Genomic DNA, 20,588 nt, shown 5'->3' with positions numbered 1-20,588 from the left:
CGCGCTGGTCCTGGCGGACGCGGTCGTGGAGAAGTTCGGCGGCGACAGCGTGCCGGAGACCCGCCGTAACGTGCGGTCCTACCTCGACAACCTCCGGATCCGGTGACGGGCGGCCGTACGCCCTGCGAGGTCGCGGACGCGGTACTCGATGCCCTGTCCGCTGCGGACGGGGCCGTACGGGCCTCCACCGGTGGGTGACCGCGCACCCGGCGGGCCCGTGTGGTGGTCCGGCCACACCCCCTCGGACCCCGCCGGATCCCTGCCGAAGCCCTGTCCGCCGCCGGGTTCTCCGACGCGCCGCATGGCCGAATCACCAGTGGTCCGGAACGCACGAGCGACGGGAGGCGGGTGCCGTGGACACCTCGTCCGCGGGCCCTTGCCGGAGCGATCGTGGGAGGGCAACAGAGCAGGCCACCCCCCATGGTTGGAGTGTCGTGAACACAGCTGTCATCAGGCGACGAGAACCGGTCCGACCGCTGACGGTGCCTCGCCGGAACCGGCGTCTCACCGACCCGGCCATGGCCGACGACGCCGTCTCCGAACTCTGCGCCACGCTGTTCTCCTCCTTCCCGAGGAAGGACCAGCGACAGCGCGGGGAGCAGTACCTGCGCGGGCTGCTCACCACCGAGGGACGCAAGACCGCGCGGAACATCGCGGCCCATCTGGGGTCGCCTGCCACGGAGCAGACTCTGCATCACTTCATCGCCGACTCCACCTGGAACTGGCAGCCGCTGCGCGCCGCGCTGGCCGCCCATCTGGAGCGGAAGACGGCGGTCCAGGCGTGGGTGGTGCGCCAGATGTCGATCCCGAAGACCGGTGAGCACTCGGTCGGTGTCGACCAGGGGTTCGCCCCGCACCTGCGCCAGACGTTCCGCGGGCAGCATGCCTTCGGCGTGTGGCTTGCCTCCCAGGAGCTGAGCGCGCCCGTCGACTGGCGTCTGGTCCTGCCGGACCAGTGGGTCCACGATCACAGGCTGCGCGACCGGGCGGGCGTGCCGGCGGAGGCGTGGGCCGAGAGCCCGGAGGAGTGCGCCGTCGCCGTCGCCCTGGAGGCCGCTCGGCGCTGGGGGCCGCGTAGACCGGTCCTGATCGATCTGCGGGACGGTGACCTGTCGGCGGCGGTGGCACCGCTCGCGGCGGCCGGTGTTCCCTTCCTCCTCCGGATCAGCGGCACCCAGCGGCTGTCCGTCGCGGACCGCGCCATGCCCGGCTTCCGGGGCGGCCCGCTGCCGGCTCAGCGGATCCTGCAGCTGGTCAGGGGGGTTCGCCGGCCGGTGCCGTGGCAGGACACGGCATCCGGACTCGCCCCGCGTACGTCGCTCGCCGCGATGGTCCCGGTGGCGCTGTCGGATCCTTCCGGGGCGACGCGCGGACTGTCCCTGCTCGGTGAGTGGGGCGACCCGTCCCGTCCGCCGTCCGCGCTGTGGCTGACGGGGATGACGCAGCCGGGCCCCGGTCCGCTGTTGCGCCTCACCAAACTCACGCGTCGCGTGGACGCGGACTTCGTCAGCGTCGGTGAGGAGACCGGGCTACGGGACTACGTGGGCCGTTCCTTCCGGGGCTGGCACCGGCACATGACGCTGGCCTCCGCCGCGCACGCGGCCGTCGTGCTGTCCGGTGGCGGGTACGAGGGCGGCTCGGAGGACGGCTCGGGCGAGGGGTACGGCGGTGGCGAGGGGTACGGCTCCGGCAAGGGGTACGGCGGTGGCTACCACGGCGATTCCGAGAGGGGGCGCCCGTCCGAACTCGCGTCCGCCTGAGCATCCGTGACGGTGACGTCCGTAACATCCGTAACATCCGTAACGTCCGTAACTTCCGTGAAGTCCGTGACGCCGGCGACGTCCGTGGTGTGCCTGGAGTCCGTGGCGTCCGCGGCCGTCCGGCGCTGTCGGCGCAGCACCTCGCGGGAGCGGTGCAGCCGCAGCGCGAGCTGCACCTCCAGTGTTCCGCCCGGCTGTTGCCACGCGTCGCCGAGGAGGTCGGTGACCCGGTCGAGTCGCCGGGACACCGTGTTGGGGTGGACGTTCAGCACCTCGGCCGCGCCGGCCTGGCTGCAGCCGGAGGCGAAGTACGCCTCCAGGGTGCCGGTCAGGTCGGTGAGCCGGTCGCGGTCGTAGCCGAGGACCGGGCCGATCGCGCACCGGATGAAGCCGTCCACGTCGTGGTCGTCGGAGAGCAGCAGGCCGAGGAAGCCGAGGTCCTTGGCGGAGGCGGTGCCGCCCGCGCCGTCGAGCGCGGTCAGCGCGTCCAGGCAGCGCACGGCCTCCTTGTGCATCCGGCCGATGTCGGCGGCGCCCCGGCCCGGTCCGGCCGCGCCCACCGACACCGGGTGGCCCAGCAACGGTGGGAGCTGGTCGGCCACGGCTCGGGCCGCTGCCGAGGCGTCCGTCCCGGGCAGCAGGAGCACGATGTTGCCGCTGTGGACCGTCTTGAGCCCGGTCATCCGGTGCGCGTAGGAGGAGGCCCACACCACGGCCCGTCCCTGTTCGCCGCCCTCGGGGTGGACGACGAGGAGGACGTGGGGCGCCTCCAGCTCGATGCCGAGGCGGCGCGCACGCTGCACGAGGTAGTGCGTCTGGTGCCCGCTGCGGGTGCCGGCCGCGAGGAGTTCGTCGAACAGGTCGTCGCGTACGGGCCCTTCGGCGACGGCCGTGCTGCGCCGCAGGAGGAGCTGGATCGCGAAGGTCTGCGCGGTGAGCTGGAGCAGCCCCTCGTCCTCCCCCACCAGCGCCGTGGTCGGGCGCAGCACCAGCACGCCCAGGTCCTCGGCGCCCGCGGTGACCGGGGCGACCCAGGTGCCCTGGGCGGTGACGACGGGCCGCAGATGGGCGTGGGCGTCCAGGGCCGCCTCGGCCACGGCCGACTCGTCCAGATCGCCGAGGTCACCGCTGGCGGCGAGCGGCCGCCCGGCCGGGTCGCGCAGTTGCAGCGCCGCGTCCAGCGCGTCGCCTGCCGCCTTCGCCACGGTGGTGAGGTCGGCGCCTGCGAGCAGCAGGCCGAGGGTGTGGCTGTGGGCCTCGTTGAGCTGTTGCAGTCTCACCAGGCTCGTACGGGTGCGGAAGCCGTCCAGTTCGAGTCGGCCGACCTCGCCCCTGGCCTGTTCGAAGCTGCCGGCCCGCTCGATGGCGACGGCGGCGAGCGCCGCCAGGGAGCAGACGAGGCCTATCTCGTCCGGGCTGAAGTGGCGTACGGAGCGCGCGGCGCCGTAGAGCACGCCGACTGTCTGGTCGCCGTTGCACATCGGCACGGCCATCATGGCGTGCAGGCCTTCGGCCCGTACGACCGCGTCGGCTCTCTCGTCGTGCGCGAGCGTCTCGTCGTCGAGGTAGTCGGCCGTCCACAGCGGCGCTCTGGCCGCGAGGGTGGGGTGGCCCAGGCCGTAGGGGGCGGGGATCGTGTGGCCGGTGGCGAGGGCGGTGGTCGAGCCGTCGGAGACGTAGACGCGCAGGTCCCCCTCCGGCTCCAGGAGGGCGATGGACGTCATGTCGAAGTTGAGGAGCCGTTTGACCCTCCGGGTGACCACGTGGAGCAGGGACTCGACGTCATGGGGGGACGTCAGGTCCCGTGCGGTGTCCACCAGGTCGGCCAGGCCGTCCTCGCGCTGGCGGCGCTGCCCCTGCCAGGCCTGTACGCCACGGGCCAGATGCACGGCGCGCTCCAGGCGGGCCAGCTCCTGGTCCGTGCCGCCGTCGCGCCGGGCTCGCTGCAGCACCTCGTCGAAACGGCCCGACGGAGCCTGCTCGGCGAGCAGTTCGAGGACGGCCATCAGGCCGGTGTCATGGGTACGTGAGACCGTCATGATGTGGGAGCCCCCAGCCCGTCGCGCGCGTTTCGCCCGTTATCGGTCAGAAGCTAGTTCGACGGTGATCTTCCGGTCAACTGGCGACGGGGAGGCGGCGACGGGCGGGAAGCGGGTGGCGCGTCGCTTGCAGAACGGTCCCGACCCGGACCCTCGCGGCCGCCTCCAGGTACGGCCGCGTCCCCCGCCCACGGTCGGCGCCGCGTTCCAGCTCCGCCACCATCGCCTCGTACCGGGACGGCGAGTTGCGGAACCGGGAGAGGAAGACGGACAGGCCGGTGTAGAGGTCGCGTCGGCGACCGAGCCTGCGCTGCGCCTCGACCCACTGGTCGAGGGCCCGCAGCCGCGACTGTTCGAGGCGGGCGATGTGGGCCCGCAGATGGGGTCCGGTCACCACTCCGGTGTACGCGTCGGCCGTCCACAACTCCAGTGCCTCGCCGAGCCGTTCGGCTGCCGTCTCGTAGTCCTCCAGCTCCATGGCGCGGTAGCCCGCACCGGCCGAGCGCTGGAAGACGCGCAGGTCGGAGGTGCCGCCTCCGGTGCCGAGCCGGTAGCCCCCGGACAGGGTGACGAGGACATCCCGCGCGGTGACGCGTCCGGAGGCGGCGGGCGTGCCCGCCGCCTCCTCGCGGCGGAGGCCCAGCGCCGTGTCGATCAGCTCACGCAGCCGCCGGACGTGGGTCTCGATCATCTCCCCCGCGTACTGCGGCGGGCCTTCCGGCCAGAGCTCCTGCGTCAGGACGGCCGTCGGCACGATGTGGTCGGCGTGGGCCGCGAGCAGTGCGAGCAGCTGACGGGCCGGCGCCTCGGCGGGAACGATGGGTGTTCCGCTCTCCTGGACTGTGAGCAAGCCCAGCACCTTCAGATCCATAGCGCCCCCTCCATGGTTCACGTCCTGCGACCATAAGATAATAATGACCACTTCTTTTTTAGGGAAGATAAATCTTGACGCCGAGGAACCACTCGGCGAACAGAAGTCGTCAGCAGTGAGCAGGCGGATCGCGCGGCCCAGACGCCGCGCGTCGTCCTCCGACAGGTCGGGCCCGCGTCAGGCCCCCGCGGCCTCCACTCCCAGCCATACGGCTCCGAGCCCCGCCGCCAGGCTCCCCGCCACGTTCGCCGCCGCGTACCCCTTCGCCCCGCTCTCGTACAGCTTCAGCGTCTCGTACGAGAACGTGGAGTACGTCGTCAGCGCCCCGCACAGGCCCGTGGCGAGGAGCAGCCGGGCGTGGGCCGAGGAGACTCCGGTGAGCAGGCCGAGGACGAACGAGCCGACGACGTTGACCGTGAACGTGCCCCAGGGGAAGACGGAGTCGTGGCGCGCCTGCACGGCCCGGTCGGTGAGGTACCGCAGGGGCGCGCCGACGGCCGCGCCGGCGACGACGAGCAGCCAGTTCACTCCTGCTCCTCCCGGCCCACGTACCGGATCACCTCGCAGTCGTCGAGGATCACCAGACCCTCCGTCACCAGCGTGTCGAGCTGGGGCAGGAACTCCCGGACCCGGTCCTCGGTGTCCACGATCACGATGGCGACGGGCAGGTCCTCGCTCAGCGAGAGCAGGCGCGTGGTGTGGACGCGCGAGGAGGCTCCGAAGCCCTCGATCCCCCGGAAGACGGATGCGCCGGCGAGCCCCGCCTCGTGGGCGCGATGCACGATCTCGGCGTACAGCGGCCGGTGGTGCCAGGTATCGCTCTCGCCGACGAGGATCGTCACGCGCAGGGCCCTCCCCACCAGTCTCGTCATCGTGTCCTCCTTGCCAGAGCGCCACGGGTCGCGAAGGTCGCGGCCCCTACGGCGGCCATCGCGGCCGCCACCGTCGCTCCCATGTATGCCACGCCGCGGGCCGCGTCCCCCGCGCTCAGCAGCCGCTGCGTGTCGAGGGTGTACGTGGAGAAGGTGGTGAAGCCGCCGAGGACGCCCGTACCGAGGAAGGGGCGGGCGAGCCGGTGGGGCGGGGTGGCGACCTCGATCACCAGGACCATCAGGACGCCGATGGCCGCGCAGCCGGACGCGTTCACGGCGAGCGTGGTCCAGGGGAACGCGCCGGCCGGGGTGGGCCACGCGAGCGAAGCGCCGTAGCGGGCCGCCGCCCCGACGGCCCCGCCGGCGGCCACGGCCCCGACGATCGGCAGCTCTCTGCGGAAGTCCATGGAGGTCAGGCTATGACGGAACGCGGCGCGGCACTCGGCCCGAGCGCACGGAACCGAGCGAGGCGGACAGGCTCGGCGCCCGGCCTGGGGCGTTCGACCGGGGCCGGCCCGCCGCCTCGTCCGCGCGACGGCCGGGCCGGGTCCCGCGCCGGTCGAAGTCCGGCCGGAGAATGTGTCAGATCCGTTCCTCAACCGAGGGTGGCGGCGATCAGCAGCCCGAACGCGGCGAGGATCAGCACCGTGCGGACCAGGTGGAAGCTGTTCCAGCGCTTCTCGAAGGCCCCCCGGACGGCGGACGCGGGCTCGCCCGTGCGCTCCGAGGCGGCCAGCGCGTTGTTGAGGGGGACGTTGCCCGCGACGGTGACCAGGTGGTTCGCGGCCGCGCAGACGAGGCCGGCCAGGATCAGCCACTTCTGGGTGTCGGAGCGGTCGTCGACCGGCACGAGGAACGCGGCCAGTGGGAAGGCGACGACACCCAGGAACACGAGCAGGAACACCGGCTTGGGCACGTACGTGTTGATCCGCCGCATGGCGTCCACGAACGCGACGTCGTCGAGCCGCGCGAGAGCGGGCATGATCCCGGTCAGGAAGATCAGCATGAACCCGGCGTAGAGGCCGGTGCAGGCGACGGCGAGGGCGAGCGACGTGGTGGCCATGAGGCCATCATGGCCGGACACCCGCCCTCGCGCAGGGCTTCCGGATCAGCCGCTGTACGGATCGCCCGAACCCTCGCCGGCCTCCCGGCCGAGCAGCCTGTCCGCCTGTCGGATCGCCTCGGTCAGCTCCCTCACGACCTTCGAGCCCGACCGGTCGGCGATCGCCCCGGAGCGCTCCGCGAGTACCGAGAGCCGGGGCGCGCCCGGCAGTTCGCCGCCCCGCAGCCGGTCGGCGAAGTAGGCGGCGACGGCGGTCAGTTGCAGGCTGTCGTGGCCCGGCGCCCAGAGCGAGCCGGTGAGCGCGTTCGTGGTGACGCTCCCGGAGTTCTCGTGGGGCGCGCGGCTCTTCGGGTCGAGCCAGCGGACCGTGGCCGTGGCCAGCCGCCCGGTGCGGCCGGGCCGGGTCTTCACGGCGTACAGCGCGGTGACGGTGTGGCCCGCGCCGACCTCGCCGCCGTCGACCCGGTCGTTGCGGAAGTCCTCGTCGGCGACGTCCCGGTTCTCGTAGCCGATGAGCCGGAACCGCTCGACGGTCTCCGGGTCGAAGGCGACCTGCGCCTTGGCGTCGCGGGCGAGCAGCTCGATGTTCGTGGGCAGCTGGTCCACGAAGACCTTGCGGGCCTGCTCGGTCGTGGAGACGTACGTGGTGTTCCCGTCGCCCTTGTCGGCGAGCTGCTCCATGAACGCGTCGCCGTACTCGCTGCCGACGCCGACCCCGAAGAGGGTGATGCCGTACTCCCGGCGTTCCTCGTCGATCCGGTTCAGGATCGACTGCGCTTCGGTGTCACCGGTGTTGGCCAGGGCGTCGGAGAGCAGGACGACCCGGTTGGTGGCGCCCTCGCGGTGGCCCTCGACGGCGACGTCGTACCCGGTCCGCACCCCCGCCCCCACGTTGGTCGAGGAGGCGGTCGCCAGCTCGTCGACGATGCCGTGGATGCGCTCGCGCTGTCCCTTGACGCGGGTCATGGGGAGTCGGGTCTCGGCCTCGTCGCTGAAGGTGACCACGGCCACGGAGTCGTCGTCGCGGAGCTCGTCGGTGAGGATGCCGAGGGACTCCTTCACCAGGTCGAGGCGGCCGGGCTCGGCCATCGAACCGGAGATGTCGACGACGAAGGTGAGGGCGGCGGGCGGGCGTTCGCCCTTCCGCTCGGCGGCCGCGGTGGCGAGCCCGACCCGGACGAGCGACCAGCCCTCGTCGTCGGTCCTGGCACCGTCGACGGTCACGCTGAACCCGGCGCCCTCGGGCCGCGGATAGTCCGGGCGGAAGCTGTTGACGAACTCCTCCGGCCGTACGGACGTCGGGGTGGGCAGCCGGCCCTCGGCGAGGGTGCGGCGGGCGTACCCGTACGAGGCGGTGTCCACGTCCAGGGCGAAGGTGGAGAGGTAGTCGGCGGACGGGCGGGGGGAGCGCTGCTCACCCTCGGCGGCGTCCTCACGGCCCGCGTCCGGGCGGGGTGCCTCGAACCTGGGCACGTCCGGCGCGTGGTTGCCGCCGCCCTCCCGGCTCGACGTCCGGTCGCCGTTCTGGCCGCCACCACAGCCCGTCAGGACCAGTCCGGCGGCCAGGGCCCCGGCCGCCAGCCGTGCGCGGTGTCGTCGGTTCATGTCGTCTCCCCCCTCGGTGTCCTTCACTTGTGAATGTGACGTCCGAGAGGCCGTGCCGGAGCCGACGAAGGAGTTGCGGATAGATCTCGATGCGGCAACGGAGGCCGGGTCCGAGGCGCGTGGCATGGACTCGCCATCCTTCTCAACAGGGGTTGTCACCGTGTGCAGTCGCATGCGTACATGGAGTGGCACACCGATGGGGCGGGGGTGGTCAGCGGTGGCAGAGACTGCGGGCTCCGTGATGCTCGCGCGATCGGCGATGAACAGAGCCGTGCCCGAGGCACAGCGACCTCCGGGGCGGCCCGTCCGTGGCACGAGACGGATCAGCGCGGCGCTGGCCGGGCTGGCCGCCTCGACGCGGCACGAGCTGCTGACCTTCGACGACCCGGCCGCGTCCGTGGGCCGTGCGATCCCCGAGCCGTTCCTGGAGTTGGCGGGAGCGTGCATGCGGGCCGCGGCGGAGCGGGCCCCGGAGGTCAGACGGATCGTGCCGCGCCACGCCCTGGCCCATGTGGCGGGGGCGGTCCGGAGGCCGGGCAGCGCCCGGCTCACGGACACGATCCCGTTCAAGATGATCGTCGTCGACCGCACGGTCGCGGCGGTCCCGCTCGATCTGGAGCTGCTGTACAACGGGGTGCTGCTGATCCGCGACCCGGTCGTCGTGGAAGCTCTGGTCCGCGCCCACCAGGCCAGTTGGGATGCGGGCGAGGAGCTGACCCGGGCGACGGAGGGAACGCGCGGCCAGCTTCCTCCTCAGCTCCGCCCGGTCCTCGAAGCGCTCCTCGCCGGGCTCACGGACGAGACGGCCGCCGCCCGCCTCGGCATGTCCGGCCGCACGTACAGCCGGCGAGTCGGTGAGCTGATGCACGCCCTGGGCACGACGAGCCGCTTCCGCGCGGGTGCGGAAGCGGCTCGAAGGGGGTGGCTGTGACCGGGTGCGGGCCGGCCTCCTGTGGGCCTACGACACGATGTCCTTGCGCGCGAAGCCCCGGAAGGCGAGGGCGAAGAGGATCAGCGCGTACGTCACCGAGATCGCGGTGCCCTTCAGCATCCCGCCCCACTCCAGTTGAGGCTGGAGCGCGTCCACCCAGGCGTACTGCCAGTGCGCGGGCACGTAGTCGCGCCAGGATCCGAGCGCCGTGACGGCGTCCAGGACGTTGCCGATGATCGTCAGTCCGACCGCGCCTCCGACGGCGCCAAGCGGCGCGTCCGTCTTCGTGGAGAGCCAGAACGCGAGCCCGGCGGTGACCAGTTGGGAGACGAGGATGAACGCGACGGCCAGACCGAGCCGGGGCAGGGTCTCGGCGGCGGGCAGAGCGCCGCCGGTGGGGAGCTGCAGCGGCCCCCAGCCGTAGGCGAACGTGCCCGCGACCAGTGCGACCGCGGGCAGCAGGACCATCGCCGCCGCGCTGAAGCCGAGCGCCACGGCCAGCTTGGACCACAGCAGCCGGGCCCGGGGCACGGGTGCGGCCAGCAGATAACGCAGCGAGGACCAGCTCGCCTCGGAGGCGACGGTGTCCCCGCAGAACAGGGCCACCGCCACCACGAGGAGGAAGCCTGCCGAGACGAAGAGACAGGTCGCGGCGAAGTTCGCCGCCGACGCCGTCGCCGTGTCCATCAGCGTGATGCGGCCGTTGCCGCCGTCACCGTCCTGGTCCCCGCCGATCGCGAAGGCGATGATCAGGATGAAGGGCAGTGCGGCGAGCACCGCGCCCATGACCAGGGTGCGACGCCGCTTCAGCTGCCGTACGGCCTCGACGCGCAGCGGCAGGGTGCGCCGTGCCCGGTAGCCGGGGGCGGTCTCCACGAGCGCCGCCGGTCCCGGGTCGCCCGTACCGGTGCTTGTGCCGGGGCGGGTGCCGGGGCCGGTTGTGCCTGTGCTCGTGCTCATGCGGAGCCACCTCCGATCAGGGTCAGGAACGCGTCCTCAAGGCGCCGGTGCGGTCCCACGCCGGTCAGGGGCACGTCCAGGCGGACGAGTTCGCCGATCAGGGCGGTCGCGTCGGCCCCGTCGAGACGGACCAGGAGCCCGCCCTCGGTCCGTGCGGCCGAACCGATCCCGGGCAGCGCGCCGATCTTGTCGACGAGCGGGTCGGGGACGGTGTCCCCGAGCGTGACGAGCAGGGTGTCCCCGCCGCCGGTGATCTCGCCGACCGGGCCGGCCTGCACGAGCTGCCCGCGGTCCATCACCACGAGGTGGGTGCAGGACTGCTCGACCTCCGAGAGGAGGTGGCTGGAGACGATGACGGTCCGGCCCTGCGCCGCGTACCGGATCATCACGTCCCGCATCTCGCGGATCTGTGGCGGGTCGAGTCCGTTGGTCGGCTCGTCGAGGATGAGCAGGTCCGGCAGGCCGAGCATGGCCTGGGCGATCGCGAGCCGCTGCCGCATGCCCTGCGAGTACGTCCGTACGGCGCGGGCCAGGGCGTCGCCGAGGCCCGCGATCTCCAGGGCCTCCTCGATGTGCGCGTCCTCGGCGGGGCGGCCGGTGGCCTTCCAGTACAGCTCCAGGTTCTCCCGCCCGGAGAGGTGCGGCAGGAAGCCCGCGCCCTCCACGAAGGCGCCGACCCGGGACAGGACCGGCGCGCCGGGGCGGATGGCCTGCCCGAAGACGCGGATCTCCCCGTCGTCGGGGGTGATCAGACCCATGAGCATGCGCAGGGTGGTGGTCTTCCCGGCGCCGTTGGGCCCGAGCAGGCCGAGGACCTGTCCCTGCTCGACACGGAACGAGAGGTCCCGCACGGCGTACCGATCCGAGGACCTGGCGTACTTCTTCGTCAGGCCCGTGATCTGCAGCGGTACGGCGGCGAGTTCGGGGTCGGGGGCGGGAGCCGCGGTCCGGCGCCGGGACGTCAGCAGCAGAGCGGCGGCGATCAGGGCGCCGGCGAGCGGAAGGCCCCAGACCCACCAGGGCATGGCGGCGGCCTGGGTGTCGACGGCGGGCGCCGTCGGCACGGTCAGCGGGGACTCGACGGCCACGGTGTAGCCGGCCGGTGTCGCCGGGGAGGCGTAGCCGAGGTCGGTGGCGGAGAGCACGAGCCGCAGCCGGTGGCCGGCCTCGATCTCGTGGTCGATCGCGGGCAGCGTCAGCGCGAGGCTCCGGCCCTTCGCGGCGCCTTCGACGCGGACGGGGGCGACGAGCTGCGCGGGCAGCACCTGCTGCCGTCCGTCCGGCGCGACGTCGTAGACCTTGGCGAAGAGGACGGCCGAGCCGTCCGGGCTGTCCGAGGTGACGTTGACGCGGACGGTCGGCGTGCCGGTGATCCGTACCGGCTCGGTCCGCGGCTTCGCGTCGAACCGGGCGTGCTGGCCGGGGAAGTCGAGCGACAGGCCGACGCCGAGGGAGGAGAGCTGGGAGAGCCCGCCGCCGATGCCGGGGACGGCCGAGATGGCGGGCGGGCCGGCTCCGGCGGGGTTGGCGAAGGTCTGCGGCCGGGCGGCGTCGAGCGGCACGGAGAGCGGGTCGCCCGTGAGTCCCGGGTAGCGGTCGGAGCTCGCCCCGCGGAGCTGTGCCCGGCCGTCGGTGGAGTCGACCCCACCGGTGCGGCTGACGCGGAACGCGGGTCCGGTGTCGGCTCCCTCGTCCTGCTTGAGGTGGCGGTCGAACCAGGCGCCGATCCGGGCCTCGACCCGGTCCGTCTCGCGGTCACCGCCGTCATGGCCGCCCGCGATCCAGTCGACGGCGACGGGCGCGCCGTTGGCGGCGATCGTCTTCGCCATGGCGTCGGCGTGCGTGAGCGGGAAGAGGGAGTCGCTCTGCCCCTGGACGATGAGGGCCGGGACCCTGATCCGGTCGCCGACGGCGGAGGGGCTGCGGGATTCGAGCAGCGCCCGGGCGGCGGCGTCGGGCTTCCCGGAGACGGCCACGCTCTCGTACATCGCGCACAGCTCGGCGGTGAACCGCCCACAGCCGGCCCCGCCGGTCCCGGCGGCGGCCGGGCGGGCGCCTGGCGGGGCGGCGCTCTCGGCACCCGGATCGGCACCCGGATCGGCACCCGCGCCGGTACCCGTTCCGGGGCGCGTCCCGGAGTCCGTCCCCTCGCCCGGATCGGCGCCGCGGCCGGCACCGTTCCCGGCGCCCGTCTCGGCGCCCGCGGAGAAGAAGAGCCCGGCCCAGAGCTTCTTGAAGACGCCGTCCGGGAAGAGGGCGTCGGCGAGGTTCCAGTACGTGATCTGGGGGGCGATCGCGTCGACGCGGGTGTCATGGCCGGCGGCGAGCAGGGCGATCGCCCCGCCGTAGGAGGCGCCGGTGACACCGACCCGCGGGTCACCTGCCTTGTCGAGCTGGACCTCGGGGCGCTCGGCGAGCCAGTCGACGAGCCGCCGGACGTCCTTGACCTCGTGGTCGGGGTCGTTGAGTCCGATCTCTCCCGTCGAGGCGCCGAAACCGCGCGCCGACCAGGTCAGGACGGCGTAGCCGTCGCGGGCGAGCTTCTCGGCCTGGGCGCGGACGTCGTCCTTGGAACCGCCGAAGCCGTGGCCGAGCAGGACGGCCGGCCTGCGGTCGGCGGCGGGTCCCGAGGTGAAGTACGAGGTGTCGATCCGCGCCCCGGGCATGTCGAGCACCTGGTCCGCGCGGTGCACGGGTGGCGATTCGTCGGAGGCGACGGCGGTCCAGGTACCGGCGCCCGCGAGCACGGCGAGGGCGGCGGCGACCGCGGCCCACCGGGGAAGTCGGAGTGGCATGGTCCCGAGCCTAGGCGGCCCGTCCGTGCGGCTCGGCTGTCCACGGGCGGAAATCGGCGGCCTCCTGGAGTCGTACGCCGTACCGTCCCGTACACCAGGCGCGGTATGCGCGGCGCGAGGAGAGGGGTCGTGGATGGAGATCAGGCGGGCGACGACGGTGGCCGAACTGCTCGCGGCGCGGCATCTCTACGACGGCCCGCCGAGGGAGTCGTGGGCGGAGGCGTTCCTCGCCGCCGCGGGGCATCTGATGCTGATCGCTTACACGGAGGACGGATTCCCCGCGGGGCTGGTGTCCGGGATCGAGATGCTCCACCCGGACAAGGGGGCGGAGATGTGTCTCTACGAGCTGTCGGTGGACGAGGGGTACCGGCGGCGGGGTGTGGGGCGGGCGCTGACGGAGGCGCTGGTGGCAGAGGCCCGGGAGCGCGGCTGTTACGACGTGTGGGTGGGCGTGGAGCCGGACAACGAGGCGGCGTTGCGGACGTACCGGTCGGCGGGGGCCGGGGACGAGGGCGGGTTCGCGATGCTGACCTGGGAGTTCGAGGTGAAGGACCGGTGAGGGGAGCCGGCCCGCCCTTGTACGACACATGACAACACGAGACTCTGTGGCGCACCACGCACACCCGTACTTGCCGGTAACCCGGGTGCCGAAAGGTTCAGGTGCCCCACCACATGACCCGTATACCCCGCCGCGCCGTGGCCGTCGTGCCCGTCCTCGCGCTCACCGCCGGTCTGCAGTTCGCCGCCTCCCCCACGGCACGGAGCGCGACCGTCGGCGACCTGCGCCTCGCCCCTGCCTCGCTCGCCGTCGACGACAGCTGGATCGTCGTCCTCAAGGACGGCTCGACCCGCGCCGCCGACCTGGGTGTGACGCCGAGGCACGAGTACCGCTCGGTCCTGAAGGGCTTCTCCGCCTCCATGTCCCAGGCCAGGGCCGCGGCCCTGGCCTCCGACCCTCGCGTCGCGTACGTCGAGCAGAACGCGACCGTACGGATGGCCGACACGCAGCCCGGCGCGACGTGGGGTCTCGACCGGATCGACCACACCGCCCTGGTGAACAACGCCACGAGCGGCAAGGTCCAGAACGCGTTGTCGGGCTCCCCGAACAAGCTGCTGCACTCGATCTTCTGGGCGGCTACCCCACCAGATGCCCGAGGAGCTCCGGCCCCGCCGGATAGGGCCGCTCCTCGGGCATCCGCGCCCGCGCCTCGTCCACCCGCCCCGCGCGCACGAGGGCGTGGAGCGCGTGCGCGAGCGGTGTGACGTCCCGTACCGAGACGGTCCACTCGTCCGCGTACCGCCGCGCCGCCTCCCTCGCGAGCCCCAGCTGGAGGGAGCGGTACGGAAGGGCCGCCAGTTGCGGATCGCGCTCGGGATCCCACTGCACCCGCGCCGGGGACCGGCACAACTGCCGCTTCCAGGCCGCCTGGTCGGGGTGGAAGCCCCGGACGTAGTGGGAGAGGCAGGCGTTGCGCAGCGCCCACTCGAACCCCTCGCGGGTGATCTCGATCGCGAGGACGGTCTGCTGACCTTCCTTCAGACCCCAGCCGCAGCGGTACATCATCCACAGGAACGACGGCTTGATCCACGTCATCCGGTCCCGCTTCCAGGCGGGCGGGAAGCGGCCCTCGCGGGCTGTCGGGAGGCCGATGGACGGGTCGTACGCCTGGTAGACGGTCACCGTCGAGTCGGTGTGCAGGGCGCGGATCTGGTACTTCGGCGGAACGACGGACATGGCCCCCAGGGTGCGCCGTCGCGCGCCCCGGGGGCCAGTCGTTTTACGGCGCCGCCGGGCGGTGTCGACGGAAGATTCCGGTGACGACAGGATGGGCCTCACCTCCGGGCACGCGGCCAGGATCCGTGAGGCCGTCGTCCACCGCCGAGAAGGAGAACCGGATGCTCGTCGCCGTCGACCATGTGCAGCTCGCCGCCCCAACCGGCAGCGAAGACCGGTTGCGGAGGTACTACGGGGAGGTGCTCGGCATGGTCGAGGTGGCCAAGCCCCCGGTTCTCGCGGCTCGGGGCGGCTGCTGGTTCCAGGCCGGCCCGGTCCAGCTGCACCTGGGCGTCGAGGAGGACTTCCGTCCCGCGAGAAAGGCTCACCCGGGGCTGCGCGTCACCGGGATCGAGGAGTACGCCGCCCGCCTGGAGGAACGCGGCGCCCTGGTCGTCTGGGACGACAACCTGCCCGGCCACAAGCGCTTCTACTCCGAGGACCCGGTGGGCAACCGGCTCGAGTTCCTCGAACCGGTGCAGCCGCCGGTGTCGTGACGGAGCGCGTGCGGCGGACAGCGGCAGAACCCCCGGCCGTCGAGGGACGACCGGGGTTCTGCCGCTGTGGCGGCGGTTGTGGCGCCGCTCGGACGCCGTCCGTCAGTGGTTGCGCGGGAAGCCGAGGTCCACGCCCGCCGGGGCCTCGGAGGGGTCCGGCCAGCGGGTGGTGACGACCTTGCCGCGGGTGTAGAAGTGGACGCCGTCGTTGCCGTAGATGTGGTGGTCGCCGAAGAGCGAGTCCTTCCAGCCGCCGAAGGAGTGGTAGCCCACCGGCACCGGGATCGGCACGTTCACGCCGACCATGCCCGCCTCGACCTCCAGCTGGAAGCGGCGGGCCGCACCGCCGTCACGGGTGAAGATCGCGGTGCCGTTGCCGAACGGCGAGGCGTTGATGAGGGCGACGCCCTCCTCGTACGTCTCGGTGCGCAGCACGCAGAGCACCGGGCCGAAGATCTCGTCCTGGTACGCCGCCGCGGTCGTGGGCACGTGGTCCAGGAGCGACAGGCCGATCCAGTGCCCGTCCTCGAAGCCGTCCACCGTGTAGCCGGTGCCGTCGAGGACGACCTCGCAGCCCTCGTCAGCCGCGCCCTTCACGTACGAGGCGACCTTGTCGCGGTGGACCGCCGTGATCAGCGGGCCCATCTCCGAGGTCGGGTCGTTGCCGGGGCCGATCTTGATCTTCTCGGCGCGCTCGCGGATCTTCTGCACCAGCTCGTCGCCGATCGCGCCGACCGCGACGACCGCCGAGATCGCCATGCAGCGCTCACCGGCCGAGCCGTACGCCGCCGAGACCGCGGCGTCGGCCGCCGCGTCCAGGTCCGCGTCCGGCAGGACCAGCATGTGGTTCTTCGCGCCACCGAGCGCCTGGACGCGCTTGCCCGCCGCGGAGGCGGTGGTGTGGATGTAGCGGGCGATCGGCGTCGAGCCGACGAAGGAGATCGCCGAGACGTCCGGGTGCTCCAGGAGCCGGTCGACGGCGACCTTGTCACCGTGGACGACGTTGAAGACCCCGTCCGGCAGGCCGGCCTCGGCGAGCAGCTCTGCGATCTTCAGCGACGGCGAGGGGTCCTTCTCGCTCGGCTTGAGGATGAAGGTGTTGCCGCACGCGATGGCGAGCGGGAACATCCACATCGGGACCATCGCCGGGAAGTTGAACGGCGTGATGCCGGCCACCACACCCACGGGCTGGCGGATCGCGGCCACGTCCACCCGGTTCGAGACCTGGGTGGACAGCTCGCCCTTGAGCTGCGTGGTGATCCCGCAGGCCAGGTCCACGATCTCCAGACCGCGGGCGACCTCGCCCAGCGCGTCCGAGTGGACCTTGCCGTGCTCGGCGGTGATCAGCTCGGCGATCGCGTCCCGGTTGGCGTCGAGCAGCGCGCGGAACTTGAAGAGGATCGTGGTGCGCTGCGCGAGCGACGCCGTGCCCCAGGTCAGATACGCGGTCTTCGCCGCGGCCACGGCCGCGTCGACCTCGTCGACCGACGCCAGCGCCACCTTCGTGGTCACGGCACCCGTGGCCGGGTCGGTGACCGGGCCCCAGTTGCCCGACGTGCCCTCGACGGTCTTGCCACCGATCCAGTGGTTGACGGTCTTCTCGGTGTTCGTCATGCCGGAATGCTCCTTCAGAGATGGCGGCGTCGGGCGGTGACGTGCCGGTCGTACTCCTCCCGGGCCTTGGCCGCCGACGCGCGGGTCGAGGTCTCGGCCACGGGCACATCCCACCACGCCTGGGCGGGGGGCGCGCCCGACACTGTGTCTGCCGTTTCGGTCTCGACATAGACACATGTGGGAACGGTCGACGCCCGCGCGTCGGTGAGGGCTTCCCGCAGGTCACGTGCGGTACGTGCAGTGAGCACCCGCATCCCGAGCGAGGCCGCGTTGGCGGCCAGGTCGACGGGGAGCGGGTCCCCGGTGAAGGTGCCGTCCGGCGCGCGGAAGCGGTATGCGGTGCCGTACCGCTCACCGCCCACGGCCTCGGACAGTCCTCCGATGGAGGCGTACCCGTGGTTCTGCAGGATCACCACCTTGATGGGCAGTCCTTCCTGCACGGCGGTGACGATTTCGGTGGGGTTCATCAGATACGTACCGTCGCCCACGAGCGCCCAGACCGGCCGCCCGGGCGCGGCGAGGGCCACCCCGATCGCCGCCGGGATCTCGTAGCCCATGCACGAGTAGCCGTATTCGACGTGGTACTGGTCGGCGGAGCGGGCCCGCCAGAGCTTGTGGAGGTCTCCGGGGAGCGAGCCGGCGGCGTTGATCAGGATGTCGTCCTCGGTGACCAGGGTGTCGAGTGCGCCGAGGACCTCCGGCTGGGTGGGCCGGGCCTCCTCGTCGGCCGGGGTGCAGGCTGCGGTGACGCGGGCCTCCCAGCGGTGCTTCTCCTCCGCGTACTCGCGCGCGTAGTGAGCGGTGACATGGTGCGGGTCGAGCAGCGCGTGGAGCGCCTCAAGGCCCTCGCGGGCGTCCGCGACCAAGGGCAGCGCGGACAGCTTGTGCGAGTCGAAGGCCGCGATGTTGAGGTTGACGAACCGCACGTCCGGGTGGGTGAACAGGGTTCCGGAGGCGGTGGTGAAGTCGGTCCAGCGGGTGCCGACCCCGATCACCACGTCGGCCGTACGCGCCAGGTGGTCGGCGGCGGCGGTGCCGGTGTGGCCGACGGCGCCGACGTCCTGCGGATGGTCGTGGCGCAGCGCGCCCTTGCCCGCCTGGGTGGAGGCGACCGGGATGCCGGTCAGGGAGGCGAAGGTGGCGAGCGCCTCCTCGGCGCCGCTGTACTTGACCCCGCCGCCCGCGACGATCAGCGGACGGGCCGCCCGGCCGATCGCCGCGACCGCCGCCTCCAGTTCGGCGTCGTCCGGCACCGGCCGCCGCACGCGCCAGACCCGCTCGGCGAAGAACTCCTCGGGCCAGTCGTACGCCTCCGCCTGGACGTCCTGCGGCAGGGCGAGCGTCACCGCCCCGGTCTGGACGGGGTCCGTGAGGACCCGCACGGCGGCGAGCGCTGCGGGGATCAGCGCCTCGGGGCGGGTGACGCGGTCGAAGTACGCGGAGACCGGCCGCAGACAGTCGTTGACCGACACGTCGCCCGCGTAGGGGACTTCGAGCTGCTGGAGCACGGGGTCGGCGGGGCGGGTGGCGAAGCTGTCGCCGGGCAGCAGCAGCACCGGGAGGCGGTTGATCGTGGCGAGCGCGGCGCCGGTGACGAGGTTGGTGGCGCCGGGGCCGATGGAGGTGGTCACGGCGTGCGCGGAGAGCCGGTTCGACTGGCGGGCGTAGCCGACGGCCGCGTGCACCATGGCCTGCTCGTTGCGCCCCTGGTGGTACGGCATCTCCTCGGCGTGCTCGACGAGCGCCTGGCCGATGCCGGCGACGTTCCCGTGACCGAAGATGCCCCAGGTCGCGGCGATCAACCGACGGCGTACGCCGTCGCGTTCGGTGTACTGCGCGGCGAGGAACCGCACCAGCGCCTGCGCGACGGTCAGAGTGCTCACGTGTACCCCTCCGAGTGGTCGGGGTGGAAGCAGATCTTCCACTCCCGCTCCGGTCCTGGTCCCGCCATCACGTTCAGGTAGTACATGTCGTGCTCCGGCTGCGCGATCGACGGGCCGTGCCAGCCGTCGGGCACGAGGACGGCGTCACCGGTGCGGACCTCGGCGAGGAGGTCGGCGCCGCCGGGACGGGAGGGGGAGATCCGCTGGTAGCCGACTCCGCCGCCGGCGATCTCGAAGTAGTAGATCTCCTCCAGCTCGGACTCGGCGCCCGGGCGGTGCTCGTCGTGCTTGTGGGGCGGGTAGGAGGACCAGTTCCCGCCGGGGGTGATCACCTCGACGGCGATGAGGCGGTCCGCCTCGAAGACGTCCGCGGCGGCGAAGTTCCGTACGTTCCGCGCCCGGTTGCCGGTGCCGCGGGCCTCGACGGGTACCTCCGGCGCGGGGCCGTAGCGAGCGGGGAGTCGTCGCTCGCACTTCGCTCCTGCCAAAGCGAAGCGGCCTCCCGCACCGGAGGCGATCTGGACTCGGGCGTCGCGCGGCACGTACGCGAAGTCGGACACTCCGCCGAACACGCCCTCGCGGCCCAGGAGTTGAAGCGTCTGGCCGTCGACGTGCACCGTACAGCCGCCGGAGAGCGGAAGCACGATCCACTCGCTGTCCCCGGTGTCCAGGAGATGGGTGGCTCCCGGGCCGAGTTCGAGGACGCGCAGTGCGGAGTGCGCCCAGCCGGCCCGGTCGGGGTCGACGTGGAGCGCGTACGACCCGTGGGAGGCGGTCCCTGCGGGCAGATGGAGATCGTTCATGGGTGGTGCGTACTCCTTCCTACCGCTTCCCGCAGCAACCGCGCAGCGGTATCGACGGCTCCGGCCACATCGCCGTCCGCGGGATAGAGGAGGGTACGGCCGACGGCCAGGCCCCGGACGGTGGGCAGGCGCAGCGCGTCGCGCCATCTCGCGTACGCGACGTCCTGGGCGTCCGGGCCCGGCCCGGGGTCTCCGCCGAGCAGGACGGTGGGCAGGGTGGTGGTCTCCAGGACACGGGCCATGTCGTCGGGGTGGTCGGTGACCGGGACCTTGAGCCAGGTGTAGGCGGAGGTGCCGCCCAGGCCGGAGGCGACGGCGAGGGAGGTGACGACGGCCTCGGCGGAGAGGTCGTTGTGGAGCCTGCCGTCGCGGTCACGGTGGCAGAGGAACGGTTCGACGAAGACGGGCAGCCGCAGGGCGGCCATCTCGTCGACGGCGCGGGCGGCGGTGTGGAGGGTGGAGAGCGATCCGGGGTCGTCGGGATCGATCCGCAGGAGGAGCTTTCCCGCGTCGAAGCCGAGCCGGGCGAGGTCCTGGGGGCGGTGGCCGGTGAACCGGTCGTCGAGCTCGAAGGAGGCCCCGGCGAGGCCGCCGCGGTTCATCGACCCGATGACCAGGCGGTCGTCCAGGGCGCCGAGCAGGAGGAGGTCGTCGAGGATGTCGGCGGAGGCGAGGACCCCGTCGACACCGGGCCGGGAGAGCGCGAGCCGGAGCCGGGCGAGGAGGTCGGCGCGATCGGCCATCGCGTAGGGCCGCGCCCCGACGCCGAGCGCGCCGCGGGCGGGGTGGTCGGCGGCGACGATCAGCAGCCGCTCGCGGCCCTCGAACCACGCCCGTCTCCGCCGTGTCGCCGCGGCCTCCGCCACGGCCTCGGGCCGCCGGGCCCGCAGTGAGACGAGCCGCTCGACGTCGACGGGCTCGGCCCCGTCGGACCCGCCGACGCCCCGCACGGCCCGGGCGAACCGCCGCGGAGGCGCGGGGTGCGCGGCGCGGCGAAGGGGGTCGGCGGCGGGAGACGTCTCGCGCGTGGGGCGGGGTGGCGCGGGCGGTTGCCCCGGACCGGACGGGACGGGCGCCTCGGACGGGACGGGCGCCTCGGACGTTGCCCCGCACGGGGCGGG

At 72.9% G+C, this 20,588-nt stretch carries 18 protein-coding genes and 1 pseudogene; 5 read left to right on the top strand and 14 right to left on the bottom strand.

Going from position 1 to position 20,588, the window contains the following annotated elements; all coding sequences use genetic code 11:
• Positions 1–518 precede the first annotated feature (518 nt).
• Positions 519–1,760, top strand: a complete 1,242-nt coding sequence (locus tag ACFUJR_RS07950; protein ID WP_383177343.1) for an IS701 family transposase — start codon at positions 519–521, stop codon at positions 1,758–1,760.
• Here the strand turns inward: ACFUJR_RS07950 and ACFUJR_RS07945 are convergent.
• The 7 genes from ACFUJR_RS07945 to ACFUJR_RS07915 form a co-directional block, all read right to left on the bottom strand.
• Positions 1,709–3,799, bottom strand: a complete 2,091-nt coding sequence (locus ACFUJR_RS07945; RefSeq protein ID WP_383177340.1) for a helix-turn-helix domain-containing protein — start codon at positions 3,797–3,799, stop codon at positions 1,709–1,711. The two genes, ACFUJR_RS07950 and ACFUJR_RS07945, sit on opposite strands and share 52 nt — an antisense overlap.
• Before the next feature lie 76 nt (positions 3,800–3,875).
• The gene (locus tag ACFUJR_RS07940; protein WP_383177337.1) at positions 3,876–4,670 is read right to left on the bottom strand and encodes a BTAD domain-containing putative transcriptional regulator; all 795 of its coding nucleotides are present in this window, start codon (positions 4,668–4,670) and stop codon (positions 3,876–3,878) included.
• A gap of 177 nt (positions 4,671–4,847) precedes the next feature.
• The gene (gene crcB / locus ACFUJR_RS07935; protein WP_383177334.1) at positions 4,848–5,198 is read right to left on the bottom strand and encodes a fluoride efflux transporter CrcB; all 351 of its coding nucleotides are present in this window, start codon (positions 5,196–5,198) and stop codon (positions 4,848–4,850) included.
• Positions 5,195–5,542 (bottom strand): DUF190 domain-containing protein, encoded by a 348-nt coding sequence (locus tag ACFUJR_RS07930; protein ID WP_383177331.1) that lies wholly within the window; start codon positions 5,540–5,542, stop codon positions 5,195–5,197. The genes crcB and ACFUJR_RS07930 overlap by 4 nt, the downstream gene beginning before the upstream one ends.
• Positions 5,539–5,949, bottom strand: coding sequence for a CrcB family protein (locus ACFUJR_RS07925; RefSeq protein WP_383177328.1), 411 nt, complete (start codon positions 5,947–5,949; stop codon positions 5,539–5,541). The genes ACFUJR_RS07930 and ACFUJR_RS07925 overlap by 4 nt, the downstream gene beginning before the upstream one ends.
• A gap of 188 nt (positions 5,950–6,137) precedes the next feature.
• Positions 6,138–6,605 (bottom strand): DUF1772 domain-containing protein, encoded by a 468-nt coding sequence (locus ACFUJR_RS07920; protein ID WP_383177325.1) that lies wholly within the window; start codon positions 6,603–6,605, stop codon positions 6,138–6,140.
• A gap of 45 nt (positions 6,606–6,650) precedes the next feature.
• Entirely contained in the window at positions 6,651–8,210 is a 1,560-nt protein-coding gene (locus ACFUJR_RS07915; RefSeq protein ID WP_383177324.1) for a von Willebrand factor type A domain-containing protein, read from the bottom strand.
• 217 nt (positions 8,211–8,427) lie between these two features.
• Here ACFUJR_RS07915 and ACFUJR_RS07910 point away from each other — a divergent pair, with 217 nt between their 5' ends.
• The gene (locus ACFUJR_RS07910) at positions 8,428–9,141 is read left to right on the top strand and encodes a DNA-binding response regulator (RefSeq protein ID WP_383177322.1); all 714 of its coding nucleotides are present in this window, start codon (positions 8,428–8,430) and stop codon (positions 9,139–9,141) included.
• A 27-nt stretch (positions 9,142–9,168) separates the two neighbouring features.
• Here ACFUJR_RS07910 and ACFUJR_RS07905 read toward each other — a convergent pair whose 3' ends face one another.
• Both ACFUJR_RS07905 and ACFUJR_RS07900 read right to left on the bottom strand, forming a co-directional pair.
• Positions 9,169–10,101, bottom strand: coding sequence for an ABC transporter permease (locus tag ACFUJR_RS07905; RefSeq protein ID WP_383177319.1), 933 nt, complete (start codon positions 10,099–10,101; stop codon positions 9,169–9,171).
• Positions 10,098–12,896 (bottom strand): alpha/beta fold hydrolase, encoded by a 2,799-nt coding sequence (locus ACFUJR_RS07900; RefSeq protein WP_383177316.1) that lies wholly within the window; start codon positions 12,894–12,896, stop codon positions 10,098–10,100. The genes ACFUJR_RS07905 and ACFUJR_RS07900 overlap by 4 nt, the downstream gene beginning before the upstream one ends.
• 133 nt (positions 12,897–13,029) lie before the next feature.
• On the opposite strand from ACFUJR_RS07900, the gene ACFUJR_RS07895 reads away from it, so the two are divergent.
• Both ACFUJR_RS07895 and ACFUJR_RS07890 read left to right on the top strand, forming a co-directional pair.
• Entirely contained in the window at positions 13,030–13,455 is a 426-nt protein-coding gene (locus ACFUJR_RS07895; RefSeq protein WP_383177313.1) for a GNAT family N-acetyltransferase, read from the top strand.
• A 113-nt stretch (positions 13,456–13,568) separates the two neighbouring features.
• A pseudogene (locus ACFUJR_RS07890) lies at positions 13,569–13,880 on the top strand (protease inhibitor I9 family protein); the annotation flags it as partial.
• A gap of 151 nt (positions 13,881–14,031) precedes the next feature.
• Here the strand turns inward: ACFUJR_RS07890 and ACFUJR_RS07885 are convergent.
• On the bottom strand, positions 14,032–14,631 hold the full coding sequence (locus ACFUJR_RS07885) for a DUF4291 domain-containing protein (protein ID WP_383177310.1): 600 nt from the start codon (positions 14,629–14,631) through the stop codon (positions 14,032–14,034).
• Positions 14,632–14,792: 161 nt separating this feature from the next.
• Here ACFUJR_RS07885 and ACFUJR_RS07880 point away from each other — a divergent pair, with 161 nt between their 5' ends.
• On the top strand, positions 14,793–15,167 hold the full coding sequence (locus tag ACFUJR_RS07880) for a VOC family protein (RefSeq protein ID WP_383177345.1): 375 nt from the start codon (positions 14,793–14,795) through the stop codon (positions 15,165–15,167).
• A gap of 102 nt (positions 15,168–15,269) precedes the next feature.
• On the opposite strand, the gene mmsA is transcribed toward ACFUJR_RS07880, so the two are convergent.
• Genes mmsA through ACFUJR_RS07860 form a run of 4 tightly spaced genes read right to left on the bottom strand, consistent with a single transcriptional unit; the run spans position 15,270 to position 20,417 of the window.
• A complete protein-coding gene (gene mmsA, locus ACFUJR_RS07875) occupies positions 15,270–16,781 on the bottom strand; it encodes a CoA-acylating methylmalonate-semialdehyde dehydrogenase (RefSeq protein ID WP_383175042.1) in 1,512 nt (503 codons plus the stop codon).
• A gap of 14 nt (positions 16,782–16,795) precedes the next feature.
• Positions 16,796–18,664 carry a 3D-(3,5/4)-trihydroxycyclohexane-1,2-dione acylhydrolase (decyclizing) gene (iolD, locus tag ACFUJR_RS07870; RefSeq protein ID WP_383175045.1) on the bottom strand — a complete coding sequence of 623 codons (1,869 nt, stop codon included), beginning with the start codon at positions 18,662–18,664 and terminating at the stop codon, positions 16,796–16,798.
• On the bottom strand, positions 18,661–19,467 hold the full coding sequence (gene iolB, locus ACFUJR_RS07865; protein WP_383175048.1) for a 5-deoxy-glucuronate isomerase: 807 nt from the start codon (positions 19,465–19,467) through the stop codon (positions 18,661–18,663). The genes iolD and iolB overlap by 4 nt, the downstream gene beginning before the upstream one ends.
• On the bottom strand, positions 19,464–20,417 hold the full coding sequence (locus tag ACFUJR_RS07860; protein WP_383175051.1) for a deoxyribose-phosphate aldolase: 954 nt from the start codon (positions 20,415–20,417) through the stop codon (positions 19,464–19,466). Before ACFUJR_RS07860 ends, iolB begins: the two co-directional genes overlap by 4 nt.
• Positions 20,418–20,588 lie beyond the last annotated feature (171 nt).

Origin of the sequence: Streptomyces sp. NPDC057271, from assembly GCF_042668715.1 — a bacterium.
In the GTDB taxonomy this organism is placed as follows: domain Bacteria; phylum Actinomycetota; class Actinomycetes; order Streptomycetales; family Streptomycetaceae; genus Streptomyces.
The sequence above is the reverse complement of the archived record's forward strand: the minus strand, read 5'-3'. Positions and strand labels throughout refer to the sequence as shown.

Coding starts and splice junctions, on each gene's coding strand:
- ACFUJR_RS07950 (WP_383177343.1), top strand. CDS start 519: ATGGCCGACGACGCCGTCTCCGAACTCTGCGCCACGCTGTTCTCCTCC.
- ACFUJR_RS07945 (WP_383177340.1), bottom strand. CDS start 3,799: ATGACGGTCTCACGTACCCATGACACCGGCCTGATGGCCGTCCTCGAA.
- ACFUJR_RS07940 (WP_383177337.1), bottom strand. CDS start 4,670: ATGGATCTGAAGGTGCTGGGCTTGCTCACAGTCCAGGAGAGCGGAACA.
- ACFUJR_RS07930 (WP_383177331.1), bottom strand. CDS start 5,542: ATGACGAGACTGGTGGGGAGGGCCCTGCGCGTGACGATCCTCGTCGGC.
- ACFUJR_RS07925 (WP_383177328.1), bottom strand. CDS start 5,949: ATGGACTTCCGCAGAGAGCTGCCGATCGTCGGGGCCGTGGCCGCCGGC.
- ACFUJR_RS07920 (WP_383177325.1), bottom strand. CDS start 6,605: ATGGCCACCACGTCGCTCGCCCTCGCCGTCGCCTGCACCGGCCTCTAC.
- ACFUJR_RS07915 (WP_383177324.1), bottom strand. CDS start 8,210: ATGAACCGACGACACCGCGCACGGCTGGCGGCCGGGGCCCTGGCCGCC.
- ACFUJR_RS07905 (WP_383177319.1), bottom strand. CDS start 10,101: ATGAGCACGAGCACAGGCACAACCGGCCCCGGCACCCGCCCCGGCACA.
- ACFUJR_RS07900 (WP_383177316.1), bottom strand. CDS start 12,896: ATGCCACTCCGACTTCCCCGGTGGGCCGCGGTCGCCGCCGCCCTCGCC.
- ACFUJR_RS07895 (WP_383177313.1), top strand. CDS start 13,030: ATGGAGATCAGGCGGGCGACGACGGTGGCCGAACTGCTCGCGGCGCGG.
- ACFUJR_RS07885 (WP_383177310.1), bottom strand. CDS start 14,631: ATGTCCGTCGTTCCGCCGAAGTACCAGATCCGCGCCCTGCACACCGAC.
- ACFUJR_RS07880 (WP_383177345.1), top strand. CDS start 14,793: ATGCTCGTCGCCGTCGACCATGTGCAGCTCGCCGCCCCAACCGGCAGC.
- mmsA (WP_383175042.1), bottom strand. CDS start 16,781: ATGACGAACACCGAGAAGACCGTCAACCACTGGATCGGTGGCAAGACC.
- iolB (WP_383175048.1), bottom strand. CDS start 19,467: ATGAACGATCTCCATCTGCCCGCAGGGACCGCCTCCCACGGGTCGTAC.